Annotated in this window: 22 protein-coding genes and 1 pseudogene; 13 read left to right on the plus strand and 10 right to left on the minus strand. The window is 56.2% G+C overall.

Features of this window, described 5'->3' with window-relative positions; genetic code table 11:
• Nucleotides 1–9 precede the first annotated feature (9 nt).
• Nucleotides 10–417, minus strand: coding sequence for a hypothetical protein (locus tag ACTJJ1_RS07095; RefSeq protein ID WP_062790533.1), 408 nt, complete (start codon nt 415–417; stop codon nt 10–12).
• A 130-nt stretch (nt 418–547) separates the two neighbouring features.
• Between ACTJJ1_RS07095 and folM the strand changes: the two genes are divergently transcribed.
• The 4 genes from folM (at nt 548) to ACTJJ1_RS07115 (ending at nt 4,933) form a co-directional block, all read left to right on the plus strand.
• Nucleotides 548–1,270, plus strand: coding sequence for a dihydromonapterin reductase (gene folM / locus ACTJJ1_RS07100; RefSeq protein WP_440832959.1), 723 nt, complete (start codon nt 548–550; stop codon nt 1,268–1,270).
• Between the two features lie 73 nt (nt 1,271–1,343).
• Complete coding sequence (gene rstA / locus ACTJJ1_RS07105; RefSeq protein ID WP_004945009.1) at nt 1,344–2,069, plus strand: two-component system response regulator RstA; 726 nt, start codon at nt 1,344–1,346, stop codon at nt 2,067–2,069.
• Nucleotides 2,066–3,370, plus strand: a complete 1,305-nt coding sequence (gene rstB / locus ACTJJ1_RS07110) for a two-component system sensor histidine kinase RstB (protein WP_004945012.1) — start codon at nt 2,066–2,068, stop codon at nt 3,368–3,370. The genes rstA and rstB overlap by 4 nt, the downstream gene beginning before the upstream one ends.
• 63 nt (nt 3,371–3,433) lie before the next feature.
• A complete protein-coding gene (locus ACTJJ1_RS07115; protein WP_004945014.1) occupies nt 3,434–4,933 on the plus strand; it encodes a carboxypeptidase M32 in 1,500 nt (499 codons plus the stop codon).
• A 173-nt stretch (nt 4,934–5,106) separates the two neighbouring features.
• On the opposite strand, the gene ACTJJ1_RS07120 is transcribed toward ACTJJ1_RS07115, so the two are convergent.
• On the minus strand, nt 5,107–6,012 hold the full coding sequence (locus tag ACTJJ1_RS07120) for an alpha/beta fold hydrolase (protein ID WP_440832962.1): 906 nt from the start codon (nt 6,010–6,012) through the stop codon (nt 5,107–5,109).
• 174 nt (nt 6,013–6,186) lie between these two features.
• Between ACTJJ1_RS07120 and asr the strand changes: the two genes are divergently transcribed.
• Both asr and ACTJJ1_RS07130 read left to right on the plus strand, forming a co-directional pair.
• Nucleotides 6,187–6,480, plus strand: a complete 294-nt coding sequence (gene asr, locus ACTJJ1_RS07125) for an acid resistance repetitive basic protein Asr (protein WP_004945019.1) — start codon at nt 6,187–6,189, stop codon at nt 6,478–6,480.
• Nucleotides 6,481–6,782: 302 nt separating this feature from the next.
• Entirely contained in the window at nt 6,783–7,604 is an 822-nt protein-coding gene (locus tag ACTJJ1_RS07130; RefSeq protein WP_006325633.1) for a trypsin-like serine peptidase, read from the plus strand.
• A 35-nt stretch (nt 7,605–7,639) separates the two neighbouring features.
• Here the strand turns inward: ACTJJ1_RS07130 and hrpA are convergent, their stop codons facing one another.
• Nucleotides 7,640–11,527, minus strand: coding sequence for an ATP-dependent RNA helicase HrpA (hrpA, locus tag ACTJJ1_RS07135; RefSeq protein WP_440832964.1), 3,888 nt, complete (start codon nt 11,525–11,527; stop codon nt 7,640–7,642).
• Between the two features lie 269 nt (nt 11,528–11,796).
• Here hrpA and azoR point away from each other — a divergent pair, with 269 nt between their 5' ends.
• Nucleotides 11,797–12,402 carry an FMN-dependent NADH-azoreductase gene (azoR, locus tag ACTJJ1_RS07140; RefSeq protein ID WP_004945026.1) on the plus strand — a complete coding sequence of 202 codons (606 nt, stop codon included), beginning with the start codon at nt 11,797–11,799 and terminating at the stop codon, nt 12,400–12,402.
• A 127-nt stretch (nt 12,403–12,529) separates the two neighbouring features.
• Here the strand turns inward: azoR and ACTJJ1_RS07145 are convergent, their stop codons facing one another.
• From ACTJJ1_RS07145 to ACTJJ1_RS07155, 3 genes are read right to left on the minus strand one after another with little or no spacing between them, the layout of a single operon-like run.
• Complete coding sequence (locus tag ACTJJ1_RS07145) at nt 12,530–12,853, minus strand: YdbL family protein (RefSeq protein ID WP_004945028.1); 324 nt, start codon at nt 12,851–12,853, stop codon at nt 12,530–12,532.
• Between the two features lie 14 nt (nt 12,854–12,867).
• Nucleotides 12,868–13,065: a YnbE family lipoprotein gene (locus ACTJJ1_RS07150; protein ID WP_004945033.1), complete on the minus strand. Its 198-nt coding sequence runs from the start codon at nt 13,063–13,065 to the stop codon at nt 12,868–12,870.
• Nucleotides 13,062–15,674: a YdbH family protein gene (locus ACTJJ1_RS07155; RefSeq protein ID WP_440832967.1), complete on the minus strand. Its 2,613-nt coding sequence runs from the start codon at nt 15,672–15,674 to the stop codon at nt 13,062–13,064. Before ACTJJ1_RS07155 ends, ACTJJ1_RS07150 begins: the two co-directional genes overlap by 4 nt.
• 476 nt (nt 15,675–16,150) lie before the next feature.
• On the opposite strand from ACTJJ1_RS07155, the gene ACTJJ1_RS07160 reads away from it, so the two are divergent.
• Together ACTJJ1_RS07160 and hslJ are read left to right on the plus strand one after the other, a co-directional pair.
• Nucleotides 16,151–17,143: a 2-hydroxyacid dehydrogenase gene (locus tag ACTJJ1_RS07160; RefSeq protein WP_004945038.1), complete on the plus strand. Its 993-nt coding sequence runs from the start codon at nt 16,151–16,153 to the stop codon at nt 17,141–17,143.
• Nucleotides 17,144–17,163: 20 nt separating this feature from the next.
• Nucleotides 17,164–17,592, plus strand: coding sequence for a heat shock protein HslJ (gene hslJ / locus ACTJJ1_RS07165; protein ID WP_440832970.1), 429 nt, complete (start codon nt 17,164–17,166; stop codon nt 17,590–17,592).
• A gap of 44 nt (nt 17,593–17,636) precedes the next feature.
• Here the strand turns inward: hslJ and ACTJJ1_RS07170 are convergent, their stop codons facing one another.
• Nucleotides 17,637–17,897 (minus strand): DUF333 domain-containing protein, encoded by a 261-nt coding sequence (locus ACTJJ1_RS07170; RefSeq protein WP_004945045.1) that lies wholly within the window; start codon nt 17,895–17,897, stop codon nt 17,637–17,639.
• Between the two features lie 549 nt (nt 17,898–18,446).
• The gene (locus ACTJJ1_RS07175; protein ID WP_004945049.1) at nt 18,447–18,779 is read right to left on the minus strand and encodes an SMR family transporter; all 333 of its coding nucleotides are present in this window, start codon (nt 18,777–18,779) and stop codon (nt 18,447–18,449) included.
• Nucleotides 18,780–19,028: 249 nt separating this feature from the next.
• Here ACTJJ1_RS07175 and nifJ point away from each other — a divergent pair, with 249 nt between their 5' ends.
• Nucleotides 19,029–22,562: a pyruvate:ferredoxin (flavodoxin) oxidoreductase gene (nifJ, locus tag ACTJJ1_RS07180; protein WP_064798854.1), complete on the plus strand. Its 3,534-nt coding sequence runs from the start codon at nt 19,029–19,031 to the stop codon at nt 22,560–22,562.
• 8 nt (nt 22,563–22,570) lie between these two features.
• Here the strand turns inward: nifJ and ACTJJ1_RS07185 are convergent, their stop codons facing one another.
• Both ACTJJ1_RS07185 and ACTJJ1_RS07190 read right to left on the minus strand, forming a co-directional pair.
• Entirely contained in the window at nt 22,571–23,812 is a 1,242-nt protein-coding gene (locus ACTJJ1_RS07185; protein WP_440832973.1) for an alginate lyase family protein, read from the minus strand.
• Between the two features lie 70 nt (nt 23,813–23,882).
• Nucleotides 23,883–24,485: a helix-turn-helix domain-containing protein gene (locus ACTJJ1_RS07190; RefSeq protein WP_006325641.1), complete on the minus strand. Its 603-nt coding sequence runs from the start codon at nt 24,483–24,485 to the stop codon at nt 23,883–23,885.
• 43 nt (nt 24,486–24,528) lie between these two features.
• On the opposite strand from ACTJJ1_RS07190, the gene ACTJJ1_RS07195 reads away from it, so the two are divergent.
• The 3 genes and pseudogenes from ACTJJ1_RS07195 to ttcA all read left to right on the plus strand — a co-directional run bounded on the left by ACTJJ1_RS07195 (nt 24,529) and on the right by ttcA (nt 26,480).
• Complete coding sequence (locus ACTJJ1_RS07195; RefSeq protein ID WP_004945063.1) at nt 24,529–25,242, plus strand: B3/B4 domain-containing protein; 714 nt, start codon at nt 24,529–24,531, stop codon at nt 25,240–25,242.
• A 15-nt stretch (nt 25,243–25,257) separates the two neighbouring features.
• Nucleotides 25,258–25,403 (plus strand): annotated as a pseudogene (locus ACTJJ1_RS07200) (tyrosine-type recombinase/integrase); the annotation flags it as partial.
• 138 nt (nt 25,404–25,541) lie between these two features.
• Nucleotides 25,542–26,480 (plus strand): tRNA 2-thiocytidine(32) synthetase TtcA, encoded by a 939-nt coding sequence (gene ttcA / locus ACTJJ1_RS07205; protein ID WP_004945064.1) that lies wholly within the window; start codon nt 25,542–25,544, stop codon nt 26,478–26,480.
• Nucleotides 26,481–26,499 lie beyond the last annotated feature (19 nt).

The following is a 26,499-nucleotide window of genomic DNA, read 5'->3' on the forward strand; positions in this document are numbered from 1 at the left end:
GTCAATACCTTAAGATGCGCGCAAGGTAATGGTCATGCGTTCCCCTACCTGAGAGATGATAATCCCCTCAACGCACTCTTGCTGAATGGCCGCCAACTGCTGTTGGTCCAACGCATACGGCAGTTTAATGTCGAACACTGCCAGCCCCTGCTGCTGCGCCAGATCGATCAGACGCACGATATTGGTTTCGTCGCTGACCTGGGTGGATACCACCTGCAGCGCCAGTTCCTTCAACTGCTCTTTTCGCGTTTGCGAGGCGCAAGCCTGAGATTTCAATACCATGCCGAAAAATGGCATCACACCATAGATTGCATCAACAAAGCGCCAGTGCTTCTTGCACGATGCGGACAGAAAATCCATGTAATCAAAACAGATTTTCTCACTGCGCGCGACGGATGCAAGGTGACTGCTGTTCATCCCTTCCTCCCTCTCATTGCCAGTGTATTACATCCTGAAATGGATAATCGATGCGAAGCTTTAACGAATTTCCGACGTATAATGGCATAATTCCCCTATTGTTTGCCAGTCTGTCCAGGAGCTTTAATCAATGGAACATCACAACTCCGCACCGGTGCTGATCACCGGCGGCGCACGCCGGATTGGGCTGGCGTTGGCCAGGTCATTCTTGCAGCGTGACATCCCCGTGATCATTGCCTATCGCAGTGATTACCCGGCACTGAACGAGCTGAAAAGACTGGGAGCAACGTGCATTCAGGGCGATTTCTCGACTCACGACGGTATTTACCGCTTTGCCGAGCGGGTGCGACAGGTCGCACCGAAATTGCGCGCAGTGATCCACAACGCCAGCGCTTGGTTGGCCGAATCTGCGGAGGTGCCACCGGAGCAGGTTATGGCAGCGATGCTGCAAATCCACGTTTATACCCCTTACCTGCTCAATCAGTTGCTGGAGTCCTGTCTGCTTGGCCAAGGGCAGGCAGGCGCAGATATTATCCACCTGACCGATTATGTGGTGGAGAAAGGCAGCGACAAGCATATCGCTTATGCTGCCAGTAAAGCCGCGCTGGACAACATGACACGCTCTTTCGCCCGTAAACTGGCGCCGGAGGTCAAGGTCAACGCCATCGCACCGGCGTTGATTATTTTCAATCCGGGCGATGATGAGCCTTATCGTCAGCAGGCTCTGGCAAAGTCGCTGATGAAAATCGCCCCTGGCGAAAGCGAAGTGGTCAACCTGGTCAATTATTTGCTGGACAGCCGTTATGTCACCGGCCGCACCCATGGTGTGGACGGAGGACGACCTCTGCGCTAGGCAAAGATGTGCATGGCGTATCGCTGACCCCCGCGTTATGCTGAACTCCGTTATTCTTATAAAACCGCTGAATATGCATAAAATTGTTTTTGTGGAAGACGATCCTGAAGTCGGCAAGTTGATTGCCGCCTATTTGGGCAAGCACGATATAGAAGTGTTGATTGAGCCGCGTGGCGACAGTGCGCAAGCGCGCATAGAGCAAGAACTGCCGGACCTGGTGCTGCTCGACATTATGCTGCCCGGGAAAGACGGCATGACGCTGTGCCGCGATTTGCGTCCGACCTTCCCCGGGCCGATCGTGCTGCTCACTTCGCTCGACAGCGATATGAACCATATCCTTTCATTGGAAATGGGTGCCAACGATTACATTCTGAAAACCACGCCGCCGGCGGTTTTGCTGGCACGGCTGCGTTTACACCTGCGCCAGCATGGCAATCACCCCAAGGAAGAGTCAACGCAACCGATCACCCAGCACAATGCGCTGCACTTCGGGTTGTTGTGCATCGATCCGGTTAACCGCCAGGTGACGCTGGGTGAAGAAGTGATCACCCTTTCCACCTCGGATTTCGATCTGCTGTGGGAACTGGCCACCCACGCCGGGCAGATCATGGACCGCGAGGCACTGTTGCAGAATTTGCGCGGCGTGAGCTACGACGGCCTTGATCGAAGCATCGACGTAGCGATTTCCCGTCTGCGCCGCAAGCTGTACGACAATGCGCTGGAGCCTTTTCGCGTCAAAACCGTGCGCAATAAAGGTTATCTGTTCGCACCAAATGCCTGGGAGTTCGTACAGCAATGAGAAAGCTTTTCGTGCAGTTCTTCCTGCTGCTGTTCGTCTGCTTTCTGGTGATGGCGATGTTGGTGGGCCTGGTGTACAAGGTCACAGCCGAACGCGCCGGTCGCCAGTCAATGGACGACCTGATGAAAAGCTCGCTGTACCTGATGCGCAGCGAACTGCGGGAAATTCCATTGAAAGACTGGAATAAGACCATCGCGACGCTGGACTTGAACCTGTCGTTTAAGCTGCATATCGAACCGCTCGGCAAACAGGATCTGAGTGAAGATCTGAAAAAACGTCTGCGCCTCGGTGAAATCATCGCTCTCGACGATCAATACACCTTTATGCAACGCATCCCGCGCAGCCATTACGTGTTGGTGGTCGGCCCCATTCCGTACCTGTTCTACCTGCATCAGATGCGGCTGCTGGATCTGGCGCTGCTGGTGTTTATCGGCATGTCGCTGGCGTTGCCGGTATTTTTATGGATGCGTCCGCACTGGCAAGATTTGCTCAAACTGGAGAACGCCGCCCAACGACTCGGCGCAGGCCATCTGGATGAGCGCACCCATTTTGACCCGACCTCGAGCCTGAATCGGCTCGGGGTGGCTTTCAACCAGATGGCAGACAACGTCAATACGCTGATTGCCAGTAAAAAACAGTTGATTGACGGTATCGCCCATGAATTACGTACCCCTCTGGTGCGGCTGCGCTACCGGTTAGCGATGAGCGATAACCTTTCAGATAGCGAACAACAGGCGCTCAACCGCGATATCGGTCAGTTGGAATCGCTGATAGACGAGCTGCTGACCTACGCGCGGCTGGATCGTCCACAGGTGGCGCTGAACATAGAACCGCTCGACCTGCCCAACTGGCTGGAAGACAAAGTAGAGGATATGCGCCTGATTCACCCGGAGCGCGAGATCCAGCTGGATATTCCGCATGCCGGCGATTTTGGCGGCGTCGATTTACGGCTGATGGAGCGGGTACTGGATAATCTGGTGAACAATGCCTTGCGCTACAGCGAACAACGCCTGCGCATCGGCCTGTGGTTTGACGGCGACGCAGCCTGCCTGCAGGTAGAAGACGACGGGCCAGGCATTCCACCTGAAGAACGCGAACGCGTGTTCGAACCCTTCGTGCGCCTCGATCCCAGCCGCGATCGCGCCACCGGCGGTTGCGGGCTGGGCCTGGCGATTGTTCACTCTATCGCCGTCGCCTATCAGGGCCAGGTTTACGTAGACGCCAGCTCACTCGGCGGCGCCAGCTTCCGCTTCTGCTGGCCAGTGAAGCCCACTTTCAATTTAAAAGCAGACCCGGTGTAACCCCGTCAGCGCTACAGTCTGAACGATCAGGTTATCCGGCTCACAATAATAGGGAGCCAAACAATGACATCTGCACATTCGCCTTCATCCGCCTACCGCGAACTGCGCGCCATTTTCACCCGACTATCGCGATTCGGCCACCTGTCCGCCATTGCCGGCTGGGATATGCAGACCATGATGCCGCCGGGCGGAAACAAAGCGCGCTCGGAAGCACTGGCCGAACTGAGCGTGCTGCAACACCAGATTTTGACGGCGGAAAATACCGGTCGCCTCTTTGAACGCGCGCAGCAGGAAACGCTGGATGGTTTTGACCAGGCCAATTTGCTGGAAATGCGCCGCCAATATGACAACGCCGTACTGGTGCCGGAGTCGCTGGTTGAGGCTAAATCGCTGGCTGGTGCGCGTTGTGAACACGCCTGGCGCTCCCAGCGCCCCGCCAACGATTGGGAAGGGTTTTCGGAGAACCTGCGTGAAGTGGTCAAACTGACCCGTCAGGAAGCGCAGATCCGTGCTGAAGCTGCAGGTTCAAGCCGCTATGATGCCCTGCTCAACCTGTATGAGCCAGGCATGCGCAGCAGCGATATTGACCGTATTTTTGGCGATCTCAAAACCTGGCTGCCCGATCTCCTGCAAAAAGTGGTGGCCAGACAGGCCCAAGAGCCTTGCCTCATTCCCGAGGGACCGTTCAAGGTCGATACCCAGCGTCAACTGGGCCTGAGCGTGATGAAACTGCTCGGTTTCAACTTCGACGGTGGCCGCGTGGACGTCAGCGCTCACCCCTTCTGCGGCGGTGTGCCGGAAGATGTTCGTATCACCACCCGCTACAATGAGAAAGAATTCCATACCGCATTGCTCGGCATTATCCACGAAACAGGACATGCACGTTACGAGCAGAACCTGCCGCGTGATTGGCTGGGCCAACCGGTAGCTCAGGCGCGTTCTACCGCGATCCACGAATCGCAAAGCCTGCTGTTTGAAATGCAGTTGGCGCGTGGCAGCGATTTCCTGAAAATTCTGCGCCCGTTGATTATCAAGCAGTTCGGTGAGCAACCGGCGCTGGAAGAAAGTAACTTCATCCGCCTGAATCAACGCGTTAAACCTGGCCTGATCCGCGTGGATGCGGACGAAGTGAGTTACCCGGCGCATGTGATTCTGCGTTATGAAATCGAGAAAGCCCTGGTCGAAGGCGCTATTGAAGTGGAAGACATCCCGGCGCTGTGGAACGAAAAAATGCGCGATTACCTTGGCCTGGATACGGTCGGTAACTACCGCAATGGCTGCATGCAGGATATTCATTGGACCGACGGCGCTTTCGGTTACTTCCCGACTTATACGTTGGGCGCGATGTACGCTGCGCAACTGTTCCACAGTGTCCGTGAAGCGCTGCCTTCGCTGACCAGCGACATCGCCGAAGGTAACCTGACCCCGTTATTCCAATGGCTGAAACAGAATATCTGGCGTCACGGTAGCCGTTTCTCTACTGATGAGCTGATCACCAAGGCTACCGGTGAAACGCTCAACCCGCGCTATTTCCGTCAACACCTGGAAAACCGCTATCTGTAATGCCCCCAGGCACGGGTAAAACCGTGCCTTTTCCCTCCTGCCTCGCCTACGCCCTCCCATAGAGCACTCTCCTCGCTTACGACACCTTGGCCACAGAGTGGCGGTTGGCGGCACGCTATATGTATGTTGTAACTAAAAAACGCCTGCTGGCCAGCGCATTTCTGCCGGCCAGGCTACCGCGCGGCATGTGCGCTGATCATCTCTATCAATTGCGGCCGCAATTGAGGCGGCAGATCGTGGCCCATCTTCGGGATGACCTGCAGTTGCGAATGGGCTATCGCTCTGGCGACGGCAACGCCACCGGCTTTGCGCACCAGACGATCGGCACTGCCGTGGATCACCAGCGTCGGTGCCGTGATCCGGTGGCTGTAACGACGCAAGTCACCACTGCCGAGTAACGCCGACAACTGCCGTTGCAGGCCTTCGGCATCCATCCCCCGCTTTAATAAGCGCCTGACCAGCATATCCAGTTCCACCTCCTCGAGCGGATAAGCCGGGCTACCCAACGCGCGCAATCCGTCTTTCAAAGACTGGCATCGCTGCTGCGGCGTCGCATTTGCCGGCGGGCGCCGCAGCAACAGTTTCAGTAATGAAGGCGCCGGCGGCGGCAATAACGGTTGGTTGGTGCTGGAAAACAAGATGGTCAGCGACTTTACCCGCTGCGGGTATTCCGCCGCCAGCACCTGAGCAATCATGCCGCCCATTGAGGCGCCCAGCACGTGAGCCTGCGCTATTTGCAGGTGATCCAGCAAATGCACCGCGTCTTGCGCCATGTCCTCCAACGTATACGGCACCTGGGTTTGCCAGCCCAGTTGAGCGCGCAATATCAATAGCCACAAGGGTTGCAACCTCTTGCCCTGCGTCTTGCCGGACAGGCCGACATCGCGGTTATCGAAGCGGATCACCCGAAAGCCTTTGTCCACCAACTCGCGACAGAAATCGTCCGGCCACAGCAGCATCTGCGCGCCAATGCCCATAATCAACAGCAACGGTGGATGTGCGATATTGCCCCAATCCTCATAGGCTATAGGTACTTCGCCCTGCTCTGTAAGCCCGCGACGAATCGCGATATCTTTCATTTGCCGTTCCTTTTTGCGTTATGGCACACCGCTTCAGTCTACCTCCCGCGGCTTGTACATTAGGTTACACGCCGAAACCAATCACTCACGGAAAGCATTCCGCCATTTGCCTACTATCTTAACACCGGCCCCGCAGTGGGCTTGATACATGACGAGTAATTTGAGGATTCTTTTATGAAAAAAGTATTAGCTCTGGTTGTTGCCGCTGCAATGGGTCTGTCTTCTGTTGCCTTCGCTGCTGACGCTGCCACCACCACTACCGCACCTGCGGCGACGGCGACCACCACTACTACTGCTGCACCGGCTAAAACCACTCACGTGAAAAAACATCACGCGAAGAAAGCGGCAGTTCAAAAAGCGCAGTCGGCTAAAAAGCATCACAAAGCCACCGCTAAAAAAGCCCCGGCTCAGAAAGCTCAGGCAGCAAAAAAACACCACAAAAAAACCAGCCATAAAAAAGCTGCGTAACAGCAATCTGATGTGAGGCTCCCCTCACCAGTCCAGAATTGATTTGTCCAACACCCGGTTCGCCGGGTGTTTTTTCATCGGGGGTTCTCATCAATGCTGCGCCGCTACTTATTTGAAATCATTCTGGTCGCCCTGATCCTGTGCGGGTTGGTCGCCACCTTCTTTTATTTGTAGCCGCAGATGTCCTCCGGTTATAAATTATCGAAAAATCAATCACTGCCCATCCACACAATAGCTAAATCAGTCTATAGTTAGCATTCCGTGTGTTTATGGATGATTCGTATTTGCCAGGCAAGAGATCTATGCGCATAACCGTTTTGCTGTTGCTGTGCTCATTCCCGCTCGCATTCTCCCTCTCAGCCCGGGCCGACAGCCCATCCGACGCGTCGATGGCTGAGCAAACCCGCTTATTTTTCGGTAAGGATGATCGGATAAAAGTCACAGAAACCGAGGGGTGGCCCTGGCAGGCAATTGGCCAGGTGGAAACCGCCAGCGGCAACTTGTGCACCGCCACACTGATTTCCCCCCATCTGGCGCTTACCGCCGGCCATTGCGTACTGGCGCCGCCAGGCCAATTGGATAAGGCCATCGCCCTGCGTTTTGTTGCCGGCAATAAGAGCTGGAAATACCAGACCGACAATATCGAAACGCTGGTCGACCGCAAGTTGGGGAAAAAGCTCAAGCCTGACGGCGAGGGATGGATTGTGCCGCCGGCTGCCGCAGCCTATGACTTCGCGCTGATCCGCCTGAAGGATAAAAAACCGCTGCCGATTAAACCTCTGCCCCTGTGGCAAGGCGACAGCAAAGCGCTAACTCTGGCGATGAAACAGACCAAACGACTGATTACCCAAGCGGGTTACCCGGGAGATCATCTGGACGATCTCTACAGCCACCAGAACTGTAAAGTGACGGGTTGGGCGCAACAGGGGGTGCTATCGCACCAGTGCGATACCCTTCCTGGAGACAGCGGTTCGCCCCTGCTGCTGAAAACCAACGACGGTTGGTCGTTGATCGCCATTCAAAGCTCCGCGCCGGCAGCCAAAGACCGTTACCGCGCCGATAACCGCGCGTTGGCAGTGACCGGCATACGCGATGCGCTGGACGCGCTGGCTGCAGGAAAATAACGACGGGGGTTCAGCATGCTGAACCCCTCGCTTAGTCAGGCCGAAAGCTGCTCGATAGTCTGCAAGATACGTTTGTCCGAAATCGGATAAGGCGTGCCGAGTTGCTGGGCGAACAGGCTGACGCGCAGCTCTTCGATCATCCAGCGCACTTCTTTCACCTCGTCATCCTGCCGACGTTTCGGCGGCAGCTTGTTCAGCCACTGTTGCCACGCCTGCTGCACCTGATCCACCCGCAGCATCTGCGCGCGATCGCGGTGCGGATCGATCGCCAGCTTCTCCAGCCGGCGTTCAATCGCCTGCAAATAACGCAGCGTATCCGGCAGGCGCTTCCAGCCGTTGTTGGTGACGAACCCGCGATAAATCAGGCCACCAAGCTGGGTTTTGATATCCGAGAGCGCCAGCGCCAACGACATGTCCACCCGGCCCTTCAGCCGCTTGTTGATGTTGAATACCGTGGTCAGGATCTGCTCGACCTGCTTGGCTACCCCCACCACGGTTTCATTCAGCTCGCCTCGCACCAACTCTTGCAAGCGTGCGAAGTTATCTTCCTGCCATACCGGCCCGCCATGTTCGGCGATCAGCTTGTCGATACCGCACGAGATGCAATCGTCGATCAGATCCAACACCTTGCCATAAGGGTTAAAATACAGCCCCAGCTTGGCTTTGTTGGGCAGTTTTTCATGCAGATACTTGATTGGCGATGGGATATTCAGCAACAACAGGCGGCGCGTACCCTGCCACATCGCCTGTTGCTGCTCTTGCTCGCTGTCGAACAGGCGGATCGCCACGCTGTCTTTTTCATCCACCAGCGCCGGGTAGGCTTTCATCGAGTAGCCGCCGCGTTTCTGCTCATAAAACTCGGGCAGTTTGCCGAAGCTCCAGATATGCAAATTGCTTTGTTCCAGCCCATCATCCGCCACCGCCGACAGCGTCTCCTGCACTTTGTCCTTCAATTGCAGCTTCAGCGCCGTCAGATCTTTGCCTTCGAGCAAGGTTTTGTGATTTTCACCCACCACGCGGAACGTCATTTTAAGATGATCGGGCACCTGATCCCAGTGCCAGTCGTCTCGTGACACCGTCACGCCAGTCATGCGCCGCAATTCACGCTCCAGCGCATCCAGCAGCGGCAGCTCCAGCGCGGTCACCCGCCCGAGGAACGCCTCGGCGTAGTTCGGCGCCGGCACAAAATTTCGGCGAACCGGCTTCGGTAGCGACTTGATCAGCGCAATCACCAACTCACGGCGAATCCCCGGGATCTGCCATTCGAAACCCTGATCTTCAATCTGGTTGAGAATAGGCAGAGGAATATGGACCGTGACGCCATCGGCATCGGTGCCAGGTTCAAACTGGTAAGTCAGGCGCAGTTTGAGATTGCCCTGGTGCCAGGCATTCGGGTAGTCCAGCGCGCTAACCTTGTTGGCGCCGTCCTTGATCAGCATCTCTTTTTCAAAACTGAGCAGGTCCGGCTTTTGTTTACCGGCGGTTTTCCACCAGTTGTCAAAATGACGCCCGGACACCACATCGCTCGGAATGCGCTGGTCGTAGAAACTGAACAAAGTCTCGTCATCCACCAGAATGTCACGGCGGCGCGATTTATGTTCCAGCTCTTCCACCTCGGCGCGCAGCTTCAGGTTGGCGCTGAAGAATGCATGCCGCGTCTGCCAGTCGCCTTCCACCAGTGCATGACGGATAAACAGCTCACGGCACAGCAGCGGATCAATAGTGCTGTAATTGACCGGCCGCGCGGCGACAATCGGCAGCCCAAACAGCGTCACTTTTTCGCTGGCCATCACCGCGCCCTGGGATTTGGACCAGTGAGGCTCGCTGTAACTGTGCTTCACCAGATGCTGGGCCAGCGGTTCAATCCACTCAGGCTCGATGCGCGCGGCGATGCGGCCCCACAGGCGGCTGGTTTCCACCAGTTCTGCTACCATCGTCCATTTCGGCGGCTTCTTGAACAGACCGGAGCCTGGGAAGATCGAGAAACGGGCGTTGCGGGCCCCGGTGAACTCTTGCTTGTCGGCATCCTTCTGGCCAATGTGCGACAGCAACCCGGTGAGCAACGCGGTATGCACGCTGCGGTAATCGGAAGGCTCGCTGTTAACCGGCAGCCCCAGCTCTTTCACCACCTGGCGCAGTTGGGTGTAGATATCCTGCCATTCACGCACCCGCAGGTAGTTAAGGAAATCATTGCGGCACAGCCGGCGGAACTGGCCGGAGGAGTGCTCTTTTTGCTGCTCTTTCAGGTAGTCCCACAGGTTAACGTAGGCCAGGAAGTCCGAGTCTTTATCGGCGAAGCGACGGTGTTTCTCGTCCGACGCCTGCTGCTTGTCCATCGGCCGCTCGCGCGGATCCTGGATCGACAGCGCGGCAGTGATGATCATCACCTCACGCACGCTGCCGCTCTTTTGCGCTTCCAGCACCATGCGCGCCAGGCGCGGATCGATAGGCAACTGCGCCAGTTGGCGGCCCTGCGGGGTGAGCTGATAATGGCCGTTTTCAGCCGTTTTAATCGCTCCCAACTCCTCCAAAAGGCGCACGCCATCCAGAATATTGCGCTTGTCCGGCGCTTCGACAAACGGGAATGCGGCGATATCCCCCAGCCCGAGCGACGTCATCTGCAAGATAACCGACGCCAGGTTGGTGCGCAGGATTTCCGGATCGGTAAACTCCGGCCGCGACAGGAAATCCTGTTCGGAGTACAGGCGGATACAGATACCGTCCGACACGCGGCCACAGCGGCCCTTACGCTGGTTGGCGGAAGCCTGCGACACCGGCTCGATCGGCAGGCGTTGGACCTTGGTGCGGAAACTGTAGCGGCTGATGCGTGCGGTGCCCGGATCGATGACATACTTGATGCCCGGCACCGTCAGCGAGGTTTCCGCCACGTTGGTCGCCAACACAATGCGGCGGCCATGATGCGACTGGAACACCCGGTTTTGTTCGCTGTTCGATAACCGCGCATACAGCGGCAATACTTCGGTATGCGGTAAATCAAGACGGTTCAACGCATCGGCGGTATCGCGAATTTCACGCTCGCCGCTCATAAAGATCAGGATATCCCCGGGCCCTTCGCGACCAAGTTCATCCACCGCGTCGAAAATCGCCTGCAGTTGATCGCGATCGGTATCCTCGGCGTCGTCCACCACCGGGCGATAACGCACCTCGACCGGATAAGTGCGGCCGGAAACTTCGATAATCGGCGCGTGATTGAAATGGCGCGAAAAACGCTGCGGATCGATGGTTGCCGAGGTAATGATGACTTTCAGATCCGGGCGCTTCGGCAACAGTTCGCGCAGATAACCGAGGATAAAGTCGATGTTCAGGCTGCGTTCGTGCGCTTCATCGATAATCAACGTGTCGTACTGCATCAGCAGCCTGTCCTGCTGGATTTCCGCCAGCAAAATACCGTCGGTCATCAGCTTGACCAGCGTATTTTCCCCGACCTGATCGTTAAAGCGCACCTTATAACCGACGCTGCCGCCGAGCGGCGTTTCCAGCTCATCGGCAATGCGGTTTGCTACGGTGCGCGCCGCCAGGCGCCGTGGCTGGGTATGGCCGATCAGCCCCTTCACCCCACGCCCCAGTTCCAGGCAGATCTTCGGCAACTGGGTGGTTTTCCCCGAACCGGTTTCCCCGGCGACAATCACTACCTGATGGTCACGGATCGCGTTCAGGATATCCTGCTTTTTCTGGCTGACCGGCAGGTTTTCCGGATAGGTGATTTTCGGGCAAGAGGCGGCGCGCGCCTGCACTTTCTGCAATGCAGCCGCAATGTCACTTTCTACTTCAGCGACGGTCGCCTGCTGAGCATCGGGATTTTTGATTTTTCGTGCGCCCTGCAACCGACGTTGCAGGCGTTGTTGATCACGGAGCATCAGTTCGCCCAGTTGGGCAGAGGATGCCGCGAGCGGAGATTTCACGTTCGGTATTCCTTGTCTCATCGCTGCCGTATCAAGGTTTAGCAACGGTTTAATGATGTGTAAGCACATTTTCAGCTTTAGCCGCTCAGAATATCACAAGCCGCTTTTTCCCCATAATCCATCTGCTTAAGCGGCATTGGGTCATTCAATAAAATCGAACAAAGATCTCGAAATATTGCGCTATCACTGTTGGAAGAATGTGAATAGAGTGTACTGCATGCAAGGGACGCGTTGTCCTGATGTCACTGTCATAACGTAAGGAATTACCGATGAGCAAAGTATTGGTTCTCAAATCAAGCATCCTGGCGGGTTATTCTCAGTCCAACCAACTGGCCGATTTCTTCGTGGAACAGTGGGCCAACACCCACGGCAACGACACCATTACCGTTCGCGATCTGGCCGCACAGCCAATCCCGGTGCTCGACGGCGAGCTGGTTGGCGCACTGCGTCCTTCCGATACGCCACTGACCCCACGTCAGCAAGAAGCGCTGGCGCTGTCGGACGAACTGATTGCCGAGCTGCAGGCCAATGACACCATCGTTATGGCGGCGCCGATGTATAACTTCAACATCCCGACTCAGCTGAAAAACTATTTCGACCTGATTGCCCGTGCCGGCGTGACCTTCCGTTACACCGAAAACGGCCCGGAAGGTCTGGTGAAAGGCAAACGCGCCATCATCCTGACCAGCCGCGGCGGCATTCATAAAGGCACGCCAACCGATCTGGTTGAACCTTACCTGCGTCTGTTCCTGGGCTTCATCGGCATTACCGACGTTGAGTTCGTCTTCGCCGAAGGCATCGCCTATGGCCCGGACGTTGCAACCAAAGCGCAGGCCGATGCCAAAGCCGTGCTGGCGCAAGTTGTCGCCGCCTGATGCTTTTCGCAGGGGCAATGTGCCCCTGCCGAACCCTACCGATCTGCGTTAATACCTTTCAGACCTGCACTGCCCTCATAAAAATTCCAGATTTGTATTGCCGCTGCGCGCCAAACGACGCGCTTTTTTATTTCTTCAACCACTGACCGTTAATGCCACGTACGTACTCTCCCGCGGGCGCACGCGTCACCAGCTTCTGCCCGGCCATGCGCGCCACTTCATCGATGGCGATATGGTTGCCGTCCGCCACTTCCTGATATTTTTCGGTACGTCCGGCGTTAATATTTTTCACCAGCGCCAGGGTTTCGGCGTCCTGCTTGACCGGGGCAATATAGCCGCTGAGCGTCTCGCCCACCCGGCCCTGCTGTTTGGCTTCGTCCAACGTCAGCGCCATCGCCATACTGCTGAATAACCAAGCGACCCCCACCAAGCCTAAATAACGTTTTTTCATTTTTGGTTTGGCTCCTAGAACAGACCGCTTTGGGTTTTCAGCAGATTATCGACGTCCTTATCCACCTTGATGTGTATTTCATGTTCGATCTTCACGTTCATATTGATGGTAATCGGGTCTTTGGGCGTCGCGACCTCAATGCGCGGCACGCAGCCGCTCAGCAAAGAAGTGCCCAATACGGCGACCAGCAAGGGCCCGCTGATGATTTTCATGGTTGTTCCCCGGGTTTTGAGAGGGCCTGCTCTAGCCACTCCTGTAAATTGTCGCCAAAGCGCAGACTGCGCCATAGCTGAAACACGTTTTCCTGATGGGTATAGTTCAGGATAACCTCACGTTTGGCACTTTTTTGCGGGTTAAGCCCGTCAATGTGCGCTTTTAGCGTCAGTTCGCCCAAATTGTCGAGATCGACACTGGCCCGCGAACGGTTGATCTCCATGTAGCGCAGCCAGTCTATCGCCGCCCCGGTCGCCAGATTATTGCTGCCGATAGCATCAGCCATGTCTTTGTCCAGCCGCAGCGTCAGCATGCCGGCATTGGCGATCCACCCATTGCGCACCAGCCATTTGGGGTGATTGAGGTACAGAGGCAGCTCACCGTCGACCTTGCCGGACATGGCAAGCTGTTTTGGTTTCAAGGCGGTAAACAGCGCGCTCAGATCCACTTTATCCAGCTTCAGCACCGCAGCATCATGTTGCGGCATCCGCAACGCCGACAGGCTGATATGCCCGTTCAGCACATCCAGGCCGACATTGCTCAACGTTAACGGCGCCGGCTCGCTGTAGGGATAAAAGCCCTGAAGATCGGCCGTGATATTCTGCATTTCGAACAGATTGCTGAATGACTTGATACGCAGCGTCACCGGCCCTTTGGCGCCCAACTGCCACAAATGATTTTTCAATCGGTAGGACATGACAAAATCCAGACCGCTCATCTCACCGTCTTTCAGCCACATGCCGCCATTGTTCACGACCCAGTGGCCACCGGCTTCAAAGCCCTGTACGCGGGCGGCGGAAAAGGCCGACTGAGCATAAAACTCGCCGTCGCGCAGTTTGATATTGAGATCCGGCGAGATCAACGGCTGGAATACTTTCAGCGATTGTTTCGGCCACCAGCCTTCGCCGCGCAGCCGCTCGCCGTCCCAACGGCCATGCAAGGCGATGGGCCCAATCTGTTCCGCCTGCAATTTGCCCTGCCACTGGAAGCTGTCCGGCGTCGTACCTTTAAGCTGCAACGCCAGCACCGGCGCGGGTAAGTGACCACCGTCCGTGAAACTGACCTTGCCGGCCACCAGTTGTATATCGGCATTGAACGCCGGGTTCTGCTCGCCACGCTGCCAGCGCAGTGGCTGGCCAAGGCTGAGACGCGGCCCATCCACCGTCACCAGGCCGTACTTCAGCTTGTCAAAACCGGTGGAAAGACGATCGAGAACAATCGTCGTGTCCTGCCAACTGCCGCTGCCGGCAACGTCCCAGGCCGCCTGCAACGGCGGTAACTGTCCCTTCCCCCAATAGCGCCATTGCCAATTGCCGTGGTCCGGCCAAAAATCCTGCGCTTTACCGTCCAGATGCAGTTTAAAGCGGCCCCAGTAGCTGTCGCTGGCGTTGATGATGGCCTGCAGGCGGCCGGTAATGCCGCCGGCGGTAACCTTGACGCCGGCCAGCGGCAGGCGCGCCTCTTCCAGTTTCATTTCCGGCGAGGCGTTGCCCCACAGGCGTAGCAACGACCCTGGCTGCAAAACCAGAGTGGGATTAAGGATAGTGCCACTGAGAATGCCGGGAATAGAGGCGGTCATGGAAAAATCGGCCAGATTCGCCTGGCCGGTCAGTTGGAAACGCAGATCGCTGTCGATCAATCCGACCTTGCCCGGCCCCAGCGTCAACACCGCATTGCCTTTACCATTGTGGCCGGCGGTAATCACATTCAAACGAGCGCTGATTTGGGTTTCATCAAGCCCCTTGCTCCAGTCGTGCAACGCCACATTCAGCCCGCCGTTAAGCGGCTGCTGGCTGTAGGGCCAACGCCACTCGCCTTGATTGATGCTGACCTGCTGCGGGGTGATTTCCCAGGGTAACGTCACCAGCGGCTTATCGTCGCCCTTTTCCGTCAGCGTCAACACGCCTTGCTGCTGTTGCCAACGCATATCGAGCAGCAACGGCTTTTCGAGATAACCGGTTTGCATCTCGCCCTGCAACGCGCCCTGCGCAGGCAGGCTGTCCAAATCCAGCGGAATGGCAATCTTGCCGGTCAAATGCAGGGGTTGCGGGCTGTTGGGCGGGGTAAGTGTCATGCTGTTCAGCGTCAACTGCTGATGTTTATCCAGCACGGCTTCGACGCTGAGGTTCTTCCCCTGGTACAGCAGGTGCTGGCCGCCAGCAGAAGCTTGCAATTGCAGCTTTCCGGCGTAGTGTTGCCACGGGATTACCGTGAAATCATTGATGGTGACATCCAGCAACGGCAGCTGTTTTTGCAACTTATCAAGCGCCAGAGGAGCGCTGTTGGCGTCGCCGGCAGGCAACTTTGATAAACAGGCGCTATCAATGCTGAGTTTGTCGCCGATCAGTTGCCAGCGCCCCTGCCGATAAGTCAACCGGGTCGGCCCGACGGCGGCCAGCAAACAATCCTGTGCGGTAAACCGGGCGCCATCCAGTTGCAAAGCACCCTGCTGCCACCGCGGTTTACCCTGCAAAACCAACTGACTGCCCAGCGGCAGCCAATGAGCAAGCACGCGCGGCAGCCAGCGCGGCAGGGTTTGCCACAGCGCCAGCAGCAGGATCATAATACCTGTCACAATCCCTATGAATACTTTCAATCGCTTAGTCATTAAATGATTGCTTCATTCCTGAGTTAGGCATTATCCCCCCAAACCGAACGCCGTTTAAGGGTAAGTCTATGCCTGAATTGGCAATAATGATGGCACGAATTTAACATAGGGTGAAGTCGATAGCACCGGTAACGCCTGTTCAGGCGGTTTTCCAGTCATCGATGCTACCCTTGTAGACTTTAGTTACATATTCATAATGTGAATAATATATGTTTCAGACTTTTGTTATTGTAGTTGCGGTTGTTCATTAATAGTCTTGCAAGCATTCTAACAAAAGTCAGCCGCGAGCTTACTGTACTTGAGAAGCCATTCCCCACCCCCCGTGGGGATTTTTTTACCTCGCCCCCCGCGCCCTTCCGCTACTCTTAATCCTGCCCCCAACAAAGCGTTTTACCCATACCGAACATAAGCTAACCAATTGTAGAATTTACTAAAATCTGTTAAATTCGTCACAAAATCACGCGGGAGAAACCACGATGAAATTGGCGATATACAGCACCAAACAGTACGACCGTAAATATCTCGAACTGGTGAATCAACAGTTTGGTTATGAACTGGAGTTCTTCGACTTCCTGCTCAGCAAGAAAACCGCCAAAACTGCCGCCGGTTGCAAAGCGGTGTGCATTTTCGTCAATGACGACGGCAGCCGTGAAGTGCTTGAAGAGCTGGCGGCGCTGGGGGTTGAAATCCTGGCCCTGCGTTGCGCCGGTTTCAACAATGTGGACCTGGACGCCGCCAAAGAATTGGGCATCAAAGTGGTCCGCGTACCGGCTTATTCTCCGGAGGCGGTGGCGGAGCACGCCGTGGGGATGATGATGTGTCTTAACCGACGCATTCACCGCGCCTACCAACGTACCCGCGACGCCAACTTCTCGCTCGAGGGGCTGATCGGCTTCAACATGCATAATCGCACCGCTGGGGTGATCGGCACCGGTAAAATTGGCGTGGCAGCCATGCGTATCCTGAAAGGGTTCGGCATGAAACTGTTGGCTTACGATCCCTATCCAAGCGAGCAAGCGCTGGAGTTGGGCGCAGAATATGTCGATCTGAAAACGCTGTACGCGCAATCGGACGTGATCACCCTGCACTGCCCGCTGACGCCGGAAAACCATCACCTGCTGAATACCGACGCTTTTGCGATGATGAAGGACGGTGTCATGATCATCAACACCAGCCGTGGCGGCCTGATTGACTCCTCGGCGGCAATTGACGCGCTGAAGCAACAGAAAATCGGCGCGCTGGGGATGGACGTATATGAAAATGAACGCGACTTGTTCTTCGAAGACAAATCCAATGACGTGATTCAAGATGACGTATTCCGTCGCCTGTCAGCCTGCCACAATGTGTTGTTCACCGGTCACCAGGCTTTCCTGACAGAAGAGGCGCTGACCAGCATCTCGGAAACCACGCTGAAAAACGTCAATCAGTTGGATCGCGGTGAAAATTGCCCTAATCAGCTTAACGCCTGATTTTTTAGTGAGGGAAACGCATGAAAAAGTGCCTGCCGATGGCGTTAGCAGCGCTGTTATTAACGGGGTGTGGAATGAGCCAGAGCGGTAAAACGGTCACGGAAGACGACCTGTTACATCACAATTTCGTGCTGCAAAGCGTGGACGGCGTTGCGGTGAAGCCGCAGCCCGGTAACGCCCCGAGCATTGAGTTCGGTGAAAAAATGCATGTTTCCGGCGCGATGTGTAACCACTTCTTTGGCAGCGGTCAGTTGCAAAACGGCGTGCTGACGGTGAAAAACCTGGCCTCAACGCGGATGCTGTGCACCGATGCGCAACGCAATCAGTGGGATCAGACTCTCAGCGCAGTGCTGGAAAAAGGGGCAAAAATCAGCCTCAACGCTCAGCAGTTAACGCTGAGCGGCGGCGACCATGTCCTGGTATATACCCTGCGAGACTGGGTGCAGTGATCCCTGTTCACCAGGCTGTGTGATCGGCCTGGTGTTCTTTCTTGTTAACCGGCGGTCGAGCAAGCCCCTTTACCCAGGGTCCACTCCTCACACTGCTTACCGTTCGGCATCTGGCACATTCTTACCGCTTCACCGTTTAAATTATGAGCCACGGTAGTGATGCCGCCAACGCTGGCGCAGTTGGCGCTGGTCTGTAACGTATTGATTCTTGCGCTGTTGCCCTGCTGAACTGGTTCTTCACTCTTGCTGCTACATGCGGCCAAAAGCAGTACGGCGCCGGCAAGCAGCCACGTTGATTTTTGCATTATTTCACTCCTGAACCCGGAACTGCGCTGTGTAAAATCGCCATTGCTGATAACCCGCGTCACTTTAAATGCGGACACGTTCAGTTATCTTTGATGCAAACCTGTTTAATTTAGCCTGATAAATTAATTATGGAAATATATTCCTGCAATTATTTGGCGTTTATTTGAACAAAATCGCCATTATTATCGTTACGGAATTTCTTTAGCTCCGATGCCATGCCGGCACCGAGGGTCGGTGACGTACTACGGGTTTGCAGGCAACGGCGTCGCGGTGGCGAGGCGCAGTGACAACCAAAGTTTAAAATCTTGCTGGCGAGCAAGGCGGAGGTGGGGATCTTGGGCTGCTGCGAATTTTTAGCTACCGGAGCGGGAGATATTACCGGCCTCTGCTACGGGTTAATACATCCGCGACATTCGTGCTTTAACTGCGTTGGCCTTAATTTGAAATTGGCTGGGTACAACAGCCCCTTATTTTTCGTTATTTGTTCCTGAATGATTCAGCCAGCGTCACTGAATGTCACGCTGGCTATTTTTACATTAAAATAACAATCAATGCGCCGCCGTTTTCGACAGTAAATTAATCACCAGGACGCCGGCAATAATTAATACCATGCCGATCACCGCAGGCAGATCCAGCTTTTGCTGATAGACGAATACGGCCGCTATCGACACCAGAACAATGCCCATGCCCGACCAGATAGCATAGACTATCCCCAGCGGCATGGTTTTCACCACCATTGACAACCCCCAGAACGCCACGGCGTAGCCCACGACAACCACCAGCGAGGGCCACAGTCGGGTAAAGCCTTCAGAGGCTTTCAACATGGTGGTGGCGATCACTTCCGCAACAATCGCCATGGTCAAATAGATAAATCCGCTCATCGTTTTTTCTTCTGTAAGTGAACACGTTCACCAGTATGGCGCGTCGCGAATAAATTGTCGTTAAACCACCCGGCTAATTCTCCGTTTGAAAACAATTTTTACCGAAAATATTACCTCGTGCGTGCGCTCTGTTGTTTTTTCGCCCGCCACACAAACGCGATAAAGGGCCAATATATCCCTCTGCTAGACTTTGTTAATTACTGCGAGAGGCAACTTTTGCAGCTTTTTGAGCAATGAAAGGTAAAGTCGATGATTACTACAGATGGTAATAATGCAGTCGCTTCCGTCGCCTATCGCACCAGCGAAGTGATTGCCATCTACCCGATCACCCCCAGTTCAACCATGGCGGAACAGGCGGATGCCTGGTCCGGCGACGGCCGCCCAAACATCTGGGGAGACGTGCCGCGCGTGATGGAAATGCAGTCCGAAGGCGGGGCCATCGCCACCGTGCACGGTGCGCTGCAAACCGGCGCGTTGTCGACCTCATTCACCTCATCGCAGGGCCTGCTGCTGATGATCCCGACGCTGTACAAGCTGGCCGGTGAACTGACGCCGTTTGTGTTGCACGTCGCCGCGCGTACCGTGGCGACCCATGCGCTGTCGATCTTCGGCGACCATTCCGACGTAATGGCCATACGCCAGACCGGCTGCGCCATGCTGTGCGCCAGTAGCGTCCAGGAAGCGCAAGACTTTGCGTTGATATCCCAAACGGCGTCCCTCAACAGCCGCCTGCCGTTTATTCATTTTTTCGATGGTTTCCGCACCTCGCACGAAATCAACAAAATCGTGCCGTTAAGCGACGATACCCTGCGCCAGATGCTGCCGCAGGAAGCGATTGACGCCCACCGCAGCCGTGCCTTGTCACCGGACCACCCGGTGGTGCGCGGTACTTCCGCTAACCCGGATACTTATTTCCAGTCGCGTGAAGCCACTAATCCCTGGTACGACAGCGCCTGCCAGCATGTGATTGATGCGATGGACAAATTCGCGCAGGTCACCGGGCGGGCATATCAACCCTTTGAATATTACGGCCACCCGCAGGCCGAACGCGTAGTGATCCTGATGGGTTCCGCTATCGGCACCTGCGAAGAAGCGATTGACGCCCTGTTAACGCGCGGTGAAAAGGTCGGCGTGCTGAAAGTACGGCTGTTCAGGCCCTTCTCCGCTCGGCATCTGCTCAGCGTGCTGCCGGAAAGTGCCCGGAAAATCGCCGTACTGGACCGCACCAAAGAGCCGGGCGCGCTGGCGGAACCGCTGTATCTGGATGTGATGACCGCACTGGCCGAGGCCTTCAGCCGTGGTGAACGCGCGGACATGCCAATGGTGATCGGTGGCCGTTACGGCTTGTCCTCGAAGGAGTTTGGGCCGGACTGTGCGTTGGCGGTATTCAACGAACTGCAACTTGCCAGGCCGCGCCCGCGCTTCACCGTCGGCATTTTCGACGATGTGACCGGACTTTCCCTGCCGCTCAGCGAAGAAACCCTACCGCCGCGCGCTTCGCTGGAAGCGTTGTTCTACGGTCTGGGCAGCGACGGCTCCGTATCCGCCACCAAGAACAATATCAAAATCATCGGCAACAGCACGCCGATGTACGCGCAAGGGTATTTCGTCTACGACTCGAAGAAGGCCGGCGGCCTGACGGTTTCTCACCTGCGCGTCAGCGAACAGCCCATCAATTCGGCCTATTTGGTCAGCCGCGCAGACTTCGTCGGTTGCCATCAACTGCAGTTTATCGATACCTACCAGATGGCGGAACGGCTGAAACCCGGCGGCATCTTCCTGCTCAATACGCCGTACGGGGCCGATGAGGCATGGTCACGGCTGCCGCAGGAGGTTCAGGCGGTGCTGCAACAGCGCCAGGCGCGTTTCTATATTATCAACGCGGCAAAACTGGCGCGCGAGTGCCAACTCGGCGCGCGCATCAATACCGTTATGCAGATGGCGTTTTTCCAACTGACGCAAATTCTGCCTGGCGACGTGGCGCTGCAGCAACTGCGGGACGCTATCGCCCGCAGCTACAGCAGCAAGGGCCAGGAGATCGTCGAACGCAACTGGCAGGCACTGGATGCCACGCTGGATGCGCTGATTGAGATCCCGCTGCAACCGGTCAACGCCGGCAGCCCGCTGCGCCCGCCGGTAGTCTCGGATGCCGCCCCCGATTTTGTCAAAACCGTTACCGCCGCGATGCTGGCCGGGCTGGGCGATGCGCTGCCGGTCTCGGCCTTCCCGCCGGACGGCACCTGGCCGGTCGGCACCACCCAATGGGAAAAACGCAATATCGCCGAGACGATCCCGCTCTGGCAGCCGGATCTCTGCACCCAATGCAACCACTGCGTCGCCGCTTGCCCGCACTCTGCCATCCGCGCCAAAGTGGTGCAACCGCAGGCGATGGAGCACGCCCCCGCCAGCTTGCAGTCGCTGGATGTCAAAGCGCGTGACATGCGCGGGCAGAAGTATGTGCTGCAAGTCGCGCCGGAAGATTGTACCGGCTGTAACCTGTGCGTAGAGGTGTGCCCGGCGAAAGACCGCCAGAACCCGGACATCAAGGCGATCAACATGGCTTCGCGCCTCGATAATCTTGAGGTGGAAAAGCAGCATTACGATTTCTTCCTGCAGTTGCCGGAGATTGACCCAGCGCAGATAGAACGCATCGACATCCGCACTTCGCAGTTGATCTCGCCGCTGTTCGAATACTCCGGCGCCTGTTCCGGCTGTGGCGAAACACCCTACATCAAGCTGCTGACCCAGCTCTATGGCGACCGGTTGCTGATTGCCAACGCCACCGGCTGTTCATCCATCTACGGCGGCAATCTGCCGACCACGCCTTACACCACCAACGCCGAAGGCCGCGGCCCGGCGTGGGCCAACTCGCTGTTCGAAGATAACGCCGAATTTGGCCTGGGCTTCAGGTTGACGGTCGATCAGCACCGTAGCCGCGTACTGCGGTTGCTGAATACGCTGGCGCCGCAACTGCCTGAGCCGTTGGTCAACGCGTTGCAGATGATCGACGTCGCACCGGAACCGCGCCGCCGACAGATCGCTGAATTGCGCGGCTTGTTGACGCAAATCGAGGGTAACGACGCCCGCCAGTTGGCGACCGACGCCGATTATCTGGTGGATAAATCCATCTGGCTGATTGGCGGCGACGGCTGGGCCTACGATATTGGTTTTGGCGGATTGGACCACGTCCTTAGCCTGACCGAGAACGTCAACGTGCTGGTGCTGGATACCCAGTGTTACTCCAACACCGGCGGCCAACAGTCGAAAGCCACGCCGCTCGGGGCAGTCACCAAGTTCGGCGAGCACGGCAAACGCAAGGCACGCAAGGATCTGGGTGTCAGCATGATGATGTATGGCCATGTGTATGTGGCGCAGATCTCCCTGGGTGCGCAGCTCAACCAGACGGTGAAGGCCATTCAGGAAGCGGAGGCCTATCCGGGCCCGTCACTGATTATCGCCTACAGCCCCTGCGAAGAGCACGGTTACGATCTGGCGCTTAGCCACGATCAGATGAAACAGCTGACCGCTACCGGTTTCTGGCCGCTGTACCGTTTCGATCCCCGCCGCGCCGACCAGGGTAAACCCGCGCTGGCGCTGGACTCTCGACCGCCAAACAGCGATCTGACCGAAACCCTGCTGAAAGAGCAGCGCTTTCGCCGCCTGAACTCGCAGCAACCGGAGGTCGCCAGCGCGTTGTACCAGGCCGCCGAGAAAGAACTGAAAGAGAAGTACGACTTCCTCAGTATGTTGGCCGGCAAGACGGAACAATCGTCCGCCGAGTAAGTTCCCCTTCAGGGCGCGATCGGTTCGCGCCCTGCTTCCAGCCAGCTTTGCCGCTGCGCTTCTTTTACCGCACCGCGCACATAGTTTTCTTTTCCCTGCCATTGCGCAACATCGAACCGCACCTTCTCGATCACCGGCTGGTAACGATCTGTTTTCATTAGGCTATCCGCCTGAATCAACAGCGGCACGATGCGCACCCCAACCCGATCAAGTCTTGGATAGGGCCATTTCCGCCCTGCATCAGCGTAAGGTGCCATAAAATCCAACGCCGCCAACAACGAACTGCCTTGCGTCGAGCGGTAATGCCACAAGTCAATGCCCTGGCGCTGCGCCACCCCGGCCATCAGCACCAACGCCTGCAGATTGAAATAGCTGTAATGGAACGAACGGGTGCGCAACAATTCTTGCGGCTGTGAACCGTTAACGGCGAGTTGTAAATCAAGCTTATGCTGCGTCAGCGCCGCCATCTCCCGCACCACGTCATCACGCCCGAGCCAGGCGGCAATCCCCGCCACCTGAACGGCGTACCAACTGCCGTGGTTATTCTTCGCGGCGGCTTCCTGTTTACCGGCGGGGCTGTGCAGTAGCCAATCGAGGTAGCGGCCAAACCATTGCCGCGTCCGACTTTCATCGTCCAGCGTCCAGCCTGGCGTCTGGCGCAACAGCAGCAGGCTGTCGACAATCCGGGTGGCGAAATAACGCCCGTCCAGAATTCCGTTACCGCGGCCGCTGTCGCGCCCTGGAATACCCTGTGCGTAGTTGAGGTTCGGGTTCATCCGCGTTTGCGGGTTGATAAACCAGGCGCGGATCAACGCGATCGCCCTGTCGCTATAGCGTTGTTGCCCGGAGAAATAACCTGCCAACGTCAGAATCTGTACCCGCTGAGTGAACTCCGCCAGCCGCACGCCATCACTCTGCTCGTTTTTACTGGCCGGATTCACAAGCCCATCGCGGCGCACCCAGGGCAACCCGTTCGCTTTGCCGGCATCCGGCCACCAGTAGGCACCGAGACTCAGGTAATCGTGCTTGTCGCCGCTGGGGGGAGTCAAACCTTTGTCGGTGACGCTGAGCAAGGGTTTTTGCATCGCGCTGTCGGCGTCCTGCAGCAGCCGCTTATAGTTAGCGTCACCGCTGAGATGGGTTTTTACCTGTAACAACGACGGTTGCTGCAAGAAAATGCAGCACTCTGCGGCGTGGGCCGCAAACGACGCAAAACAAAGCAATAACCCGGCCTGCAAGAATTTACGCATAATCCCCCCTGCCATATGACCCCTTACACGGACGCGCTCTTGGGATAACACCCGGCAAACCGGCAATCTGTCAGGAGTGAAGTTCGGCCACGGTCATGGTGAAGATCAATTTCCCCTCACCCTGATTTGAATAATGATGCGGCACATCGGTGCTGGCGACGGCAGAAGCACCCTCAGGAACAATCATCTCGGTACTCCCCACCTTCAGGTGGAGAACGCCCTGCTCAACATGCAACAGCTCGAAGGTACCTTGAGGGTGGCCCGAGGAGGCAAACAGCTCATCAGGAAACATCTCCCAGCGCCACAGCTCAATCATATTCGGCCCACGCGTCCCCGCCAGCAAACGGGCCGTTCCGCCCGAGTCACCCGTCCACAATGTAGGTATATCTTTTTTATCGATAAGATAAGCGGAGGGCGCATCGGTGACATTAACGATATCGGCGACAGACAGGCCCAGCGCCGCCGCTATTTTGCACAATATGGCAATGCTCGGATTCGCGGTTCCTTTCTCGATTTCCACCAGCATCCCTTTGCTGACGCCCGCCTTGCGTGATAGCTCATCAAGCGTCAATTTCTTGTCTTTGCGGTGCTGTTTGATGGTGCTTGAAACCGCTTCATTGACAGTTTGAATGTCCGCGCCGTGCTCGGTCGATATATTGACTTTATTGGTCATTAGTCATTACCATGAAATAAATTAGTCATTATAGGATTATCAGATGTTTTCAGTTCTTCCGTCAATCGATCCCAAAGTCTCCTCCGTGGCACCCGGCTTCAGAGCCTTAAGCATTGCGGTTGAAGCCGCACCCATTATCAACCCGAGGATTGCCGGCCAGGCTTTGGAACAGGCTTGTCATTCTATTTCTGCGGGTGATGCCCCCTGGGCTGAGGCTCATCTTGCCGCCTGGGGAGAGGTATTTACCCGATTCGGCGCCAAACCCAAACGCACCCCCTGCTCTGCAGAAGCATTGCGCAAACGGGTCATGCGAGACGGCTCGCTACCCAGTATCGACCCCGTAGTTGACCTCTATAATGCCATCAGCATTCGCTATGCCATTCCCGTCGGAGGGGAAAATATTGAAGCCTATGTCGGGCAACCCAGGTTGGTGGTTGCCGATGGAAGCGAACTGTTTGATACGGTGAAAGACGGTGAAGTGGCACATGAATCACCGGAACCGGGAGAAGTCGTCTGGCGCGACGATCTGGGCGTAACTTGCCGTCGCTGGAACTGGCGCCAAGGGGTAAGAACCCGGCTGAACGCAGATGCCGACAAGATGTGGTTTATTCTGGAGAGCCTGCCGGCCATGCCGTTACAGGCGTTGTTTGATGCCGGTGAAGAGTTGATCAAGGGGCTGCATCAGATGATGCCGGGCGTAAAAACCGAGCAGACACTGATTGGTTTCGATCTGGCTGAAGAACATCAAACGAAGTAAAAAGACGGCTTTTGCTCCTCATTGGGCCATCCCTGGAGCTCATACATAAAACTCGCTGGCATTCGGCGGCGTAATCCGTACCATACGCGACATACTTTTGCCTGCTGGTTGTTGTCTGCGGGCGCGAACCCATTTTTATCGCAAACCAGATGGGGCATGATATGCACATCGGGTCTTCAGGCCTCGGGTGCAAACAGGGAAGAAATGAATAATGACCCAAACCGCCTGTTGAATGTTAAACTCGCGGTCTATATGTCATGCCCCCATAGTGCCCCCAATTGAAAACGAGCACGATTTAAATGTCAGAAAAACAAACCGTTAGTCAAAAAGAGCAGTACAACCTCAACAAATTGCAAAAACGTCTGCGTCGCAACGTAGGCCAGGCGATCGCCGATTTCAACATGGTTGAAGAAGGCGACCGCATCATGGTCTGCCTGTCCGGCGGCAAAGACAGCTACACCATGCTGGAAATCCTGCGCAACCTGCAACAAAGCGCGCCAGTGAACTTCTCGCTGGTGGCGGTCAACCTCGACCAGAAACAGCCGGGCTTCCCCGAGCATATTTTGCCCGCTTATCTGGAAAGTCTGGGGGTGGAATACAAGATTGTCGAGGAAAACACCTACAGCATCGTCAAGGACAAGATCCCTGAAGGCAAAACGACCTGCTCACTGTGTTCACGCCTGCGCCGCGGTATTCTTTACCGGACCGCCACCGAGCTGGGCGCGACCAAGATTGCCCTTGGCCACCACCGTGACGACATTCTGCAAACGCTGTTCCTCAATATGTTCTACGGCGGCAAGCTGAAAGGCATGCCACCCAAGCTGATGAGCGACGATGGCAAACATGTGGTGATCCGCCCACTGGCCTATTGCCGTGAAAAGGATATCGAGCGTTTCTCTGTGGCCAAAGAATTCCCCATTATTCCGTGTAACCTGTGCGGTTCACAGCCCAACCTGCAGCGTCAGGTGATTGGCGACATGCTGCGAGATTGGGATAAACGCTATCCGGGCCGTCTGGAAACCATGTTCAGCGCAATGCAAAACGTGGTGCCTTCACACCTGAGCGATTACAACCTTTTTGATTTCAAAGGCATTCACCACGGCAGCGAAGTGGTGGGCGGTGGCGATCTGGCCTTTGATCGCGAAGATATTCCGATGCAACCGATCGGTTGGCAGCCGGAGGATGCAGACGAAACTGCACCGGCGCTGGAGCGTTTAAACGTCCTCGAAATCAAGTAAGCCCTGCCGCCGCCCGTTA

This window comes from Serratia sp. 22264 (genome assembly GCF_052045345.1).
In the GTDB taxonomy this organism is placed as follows: Bacteria; Pseudomonadota; Gammaproteobacteria; order Enterobacterales; family Enterobacteriaceae; genus Serratia; species Serratia plymuthica.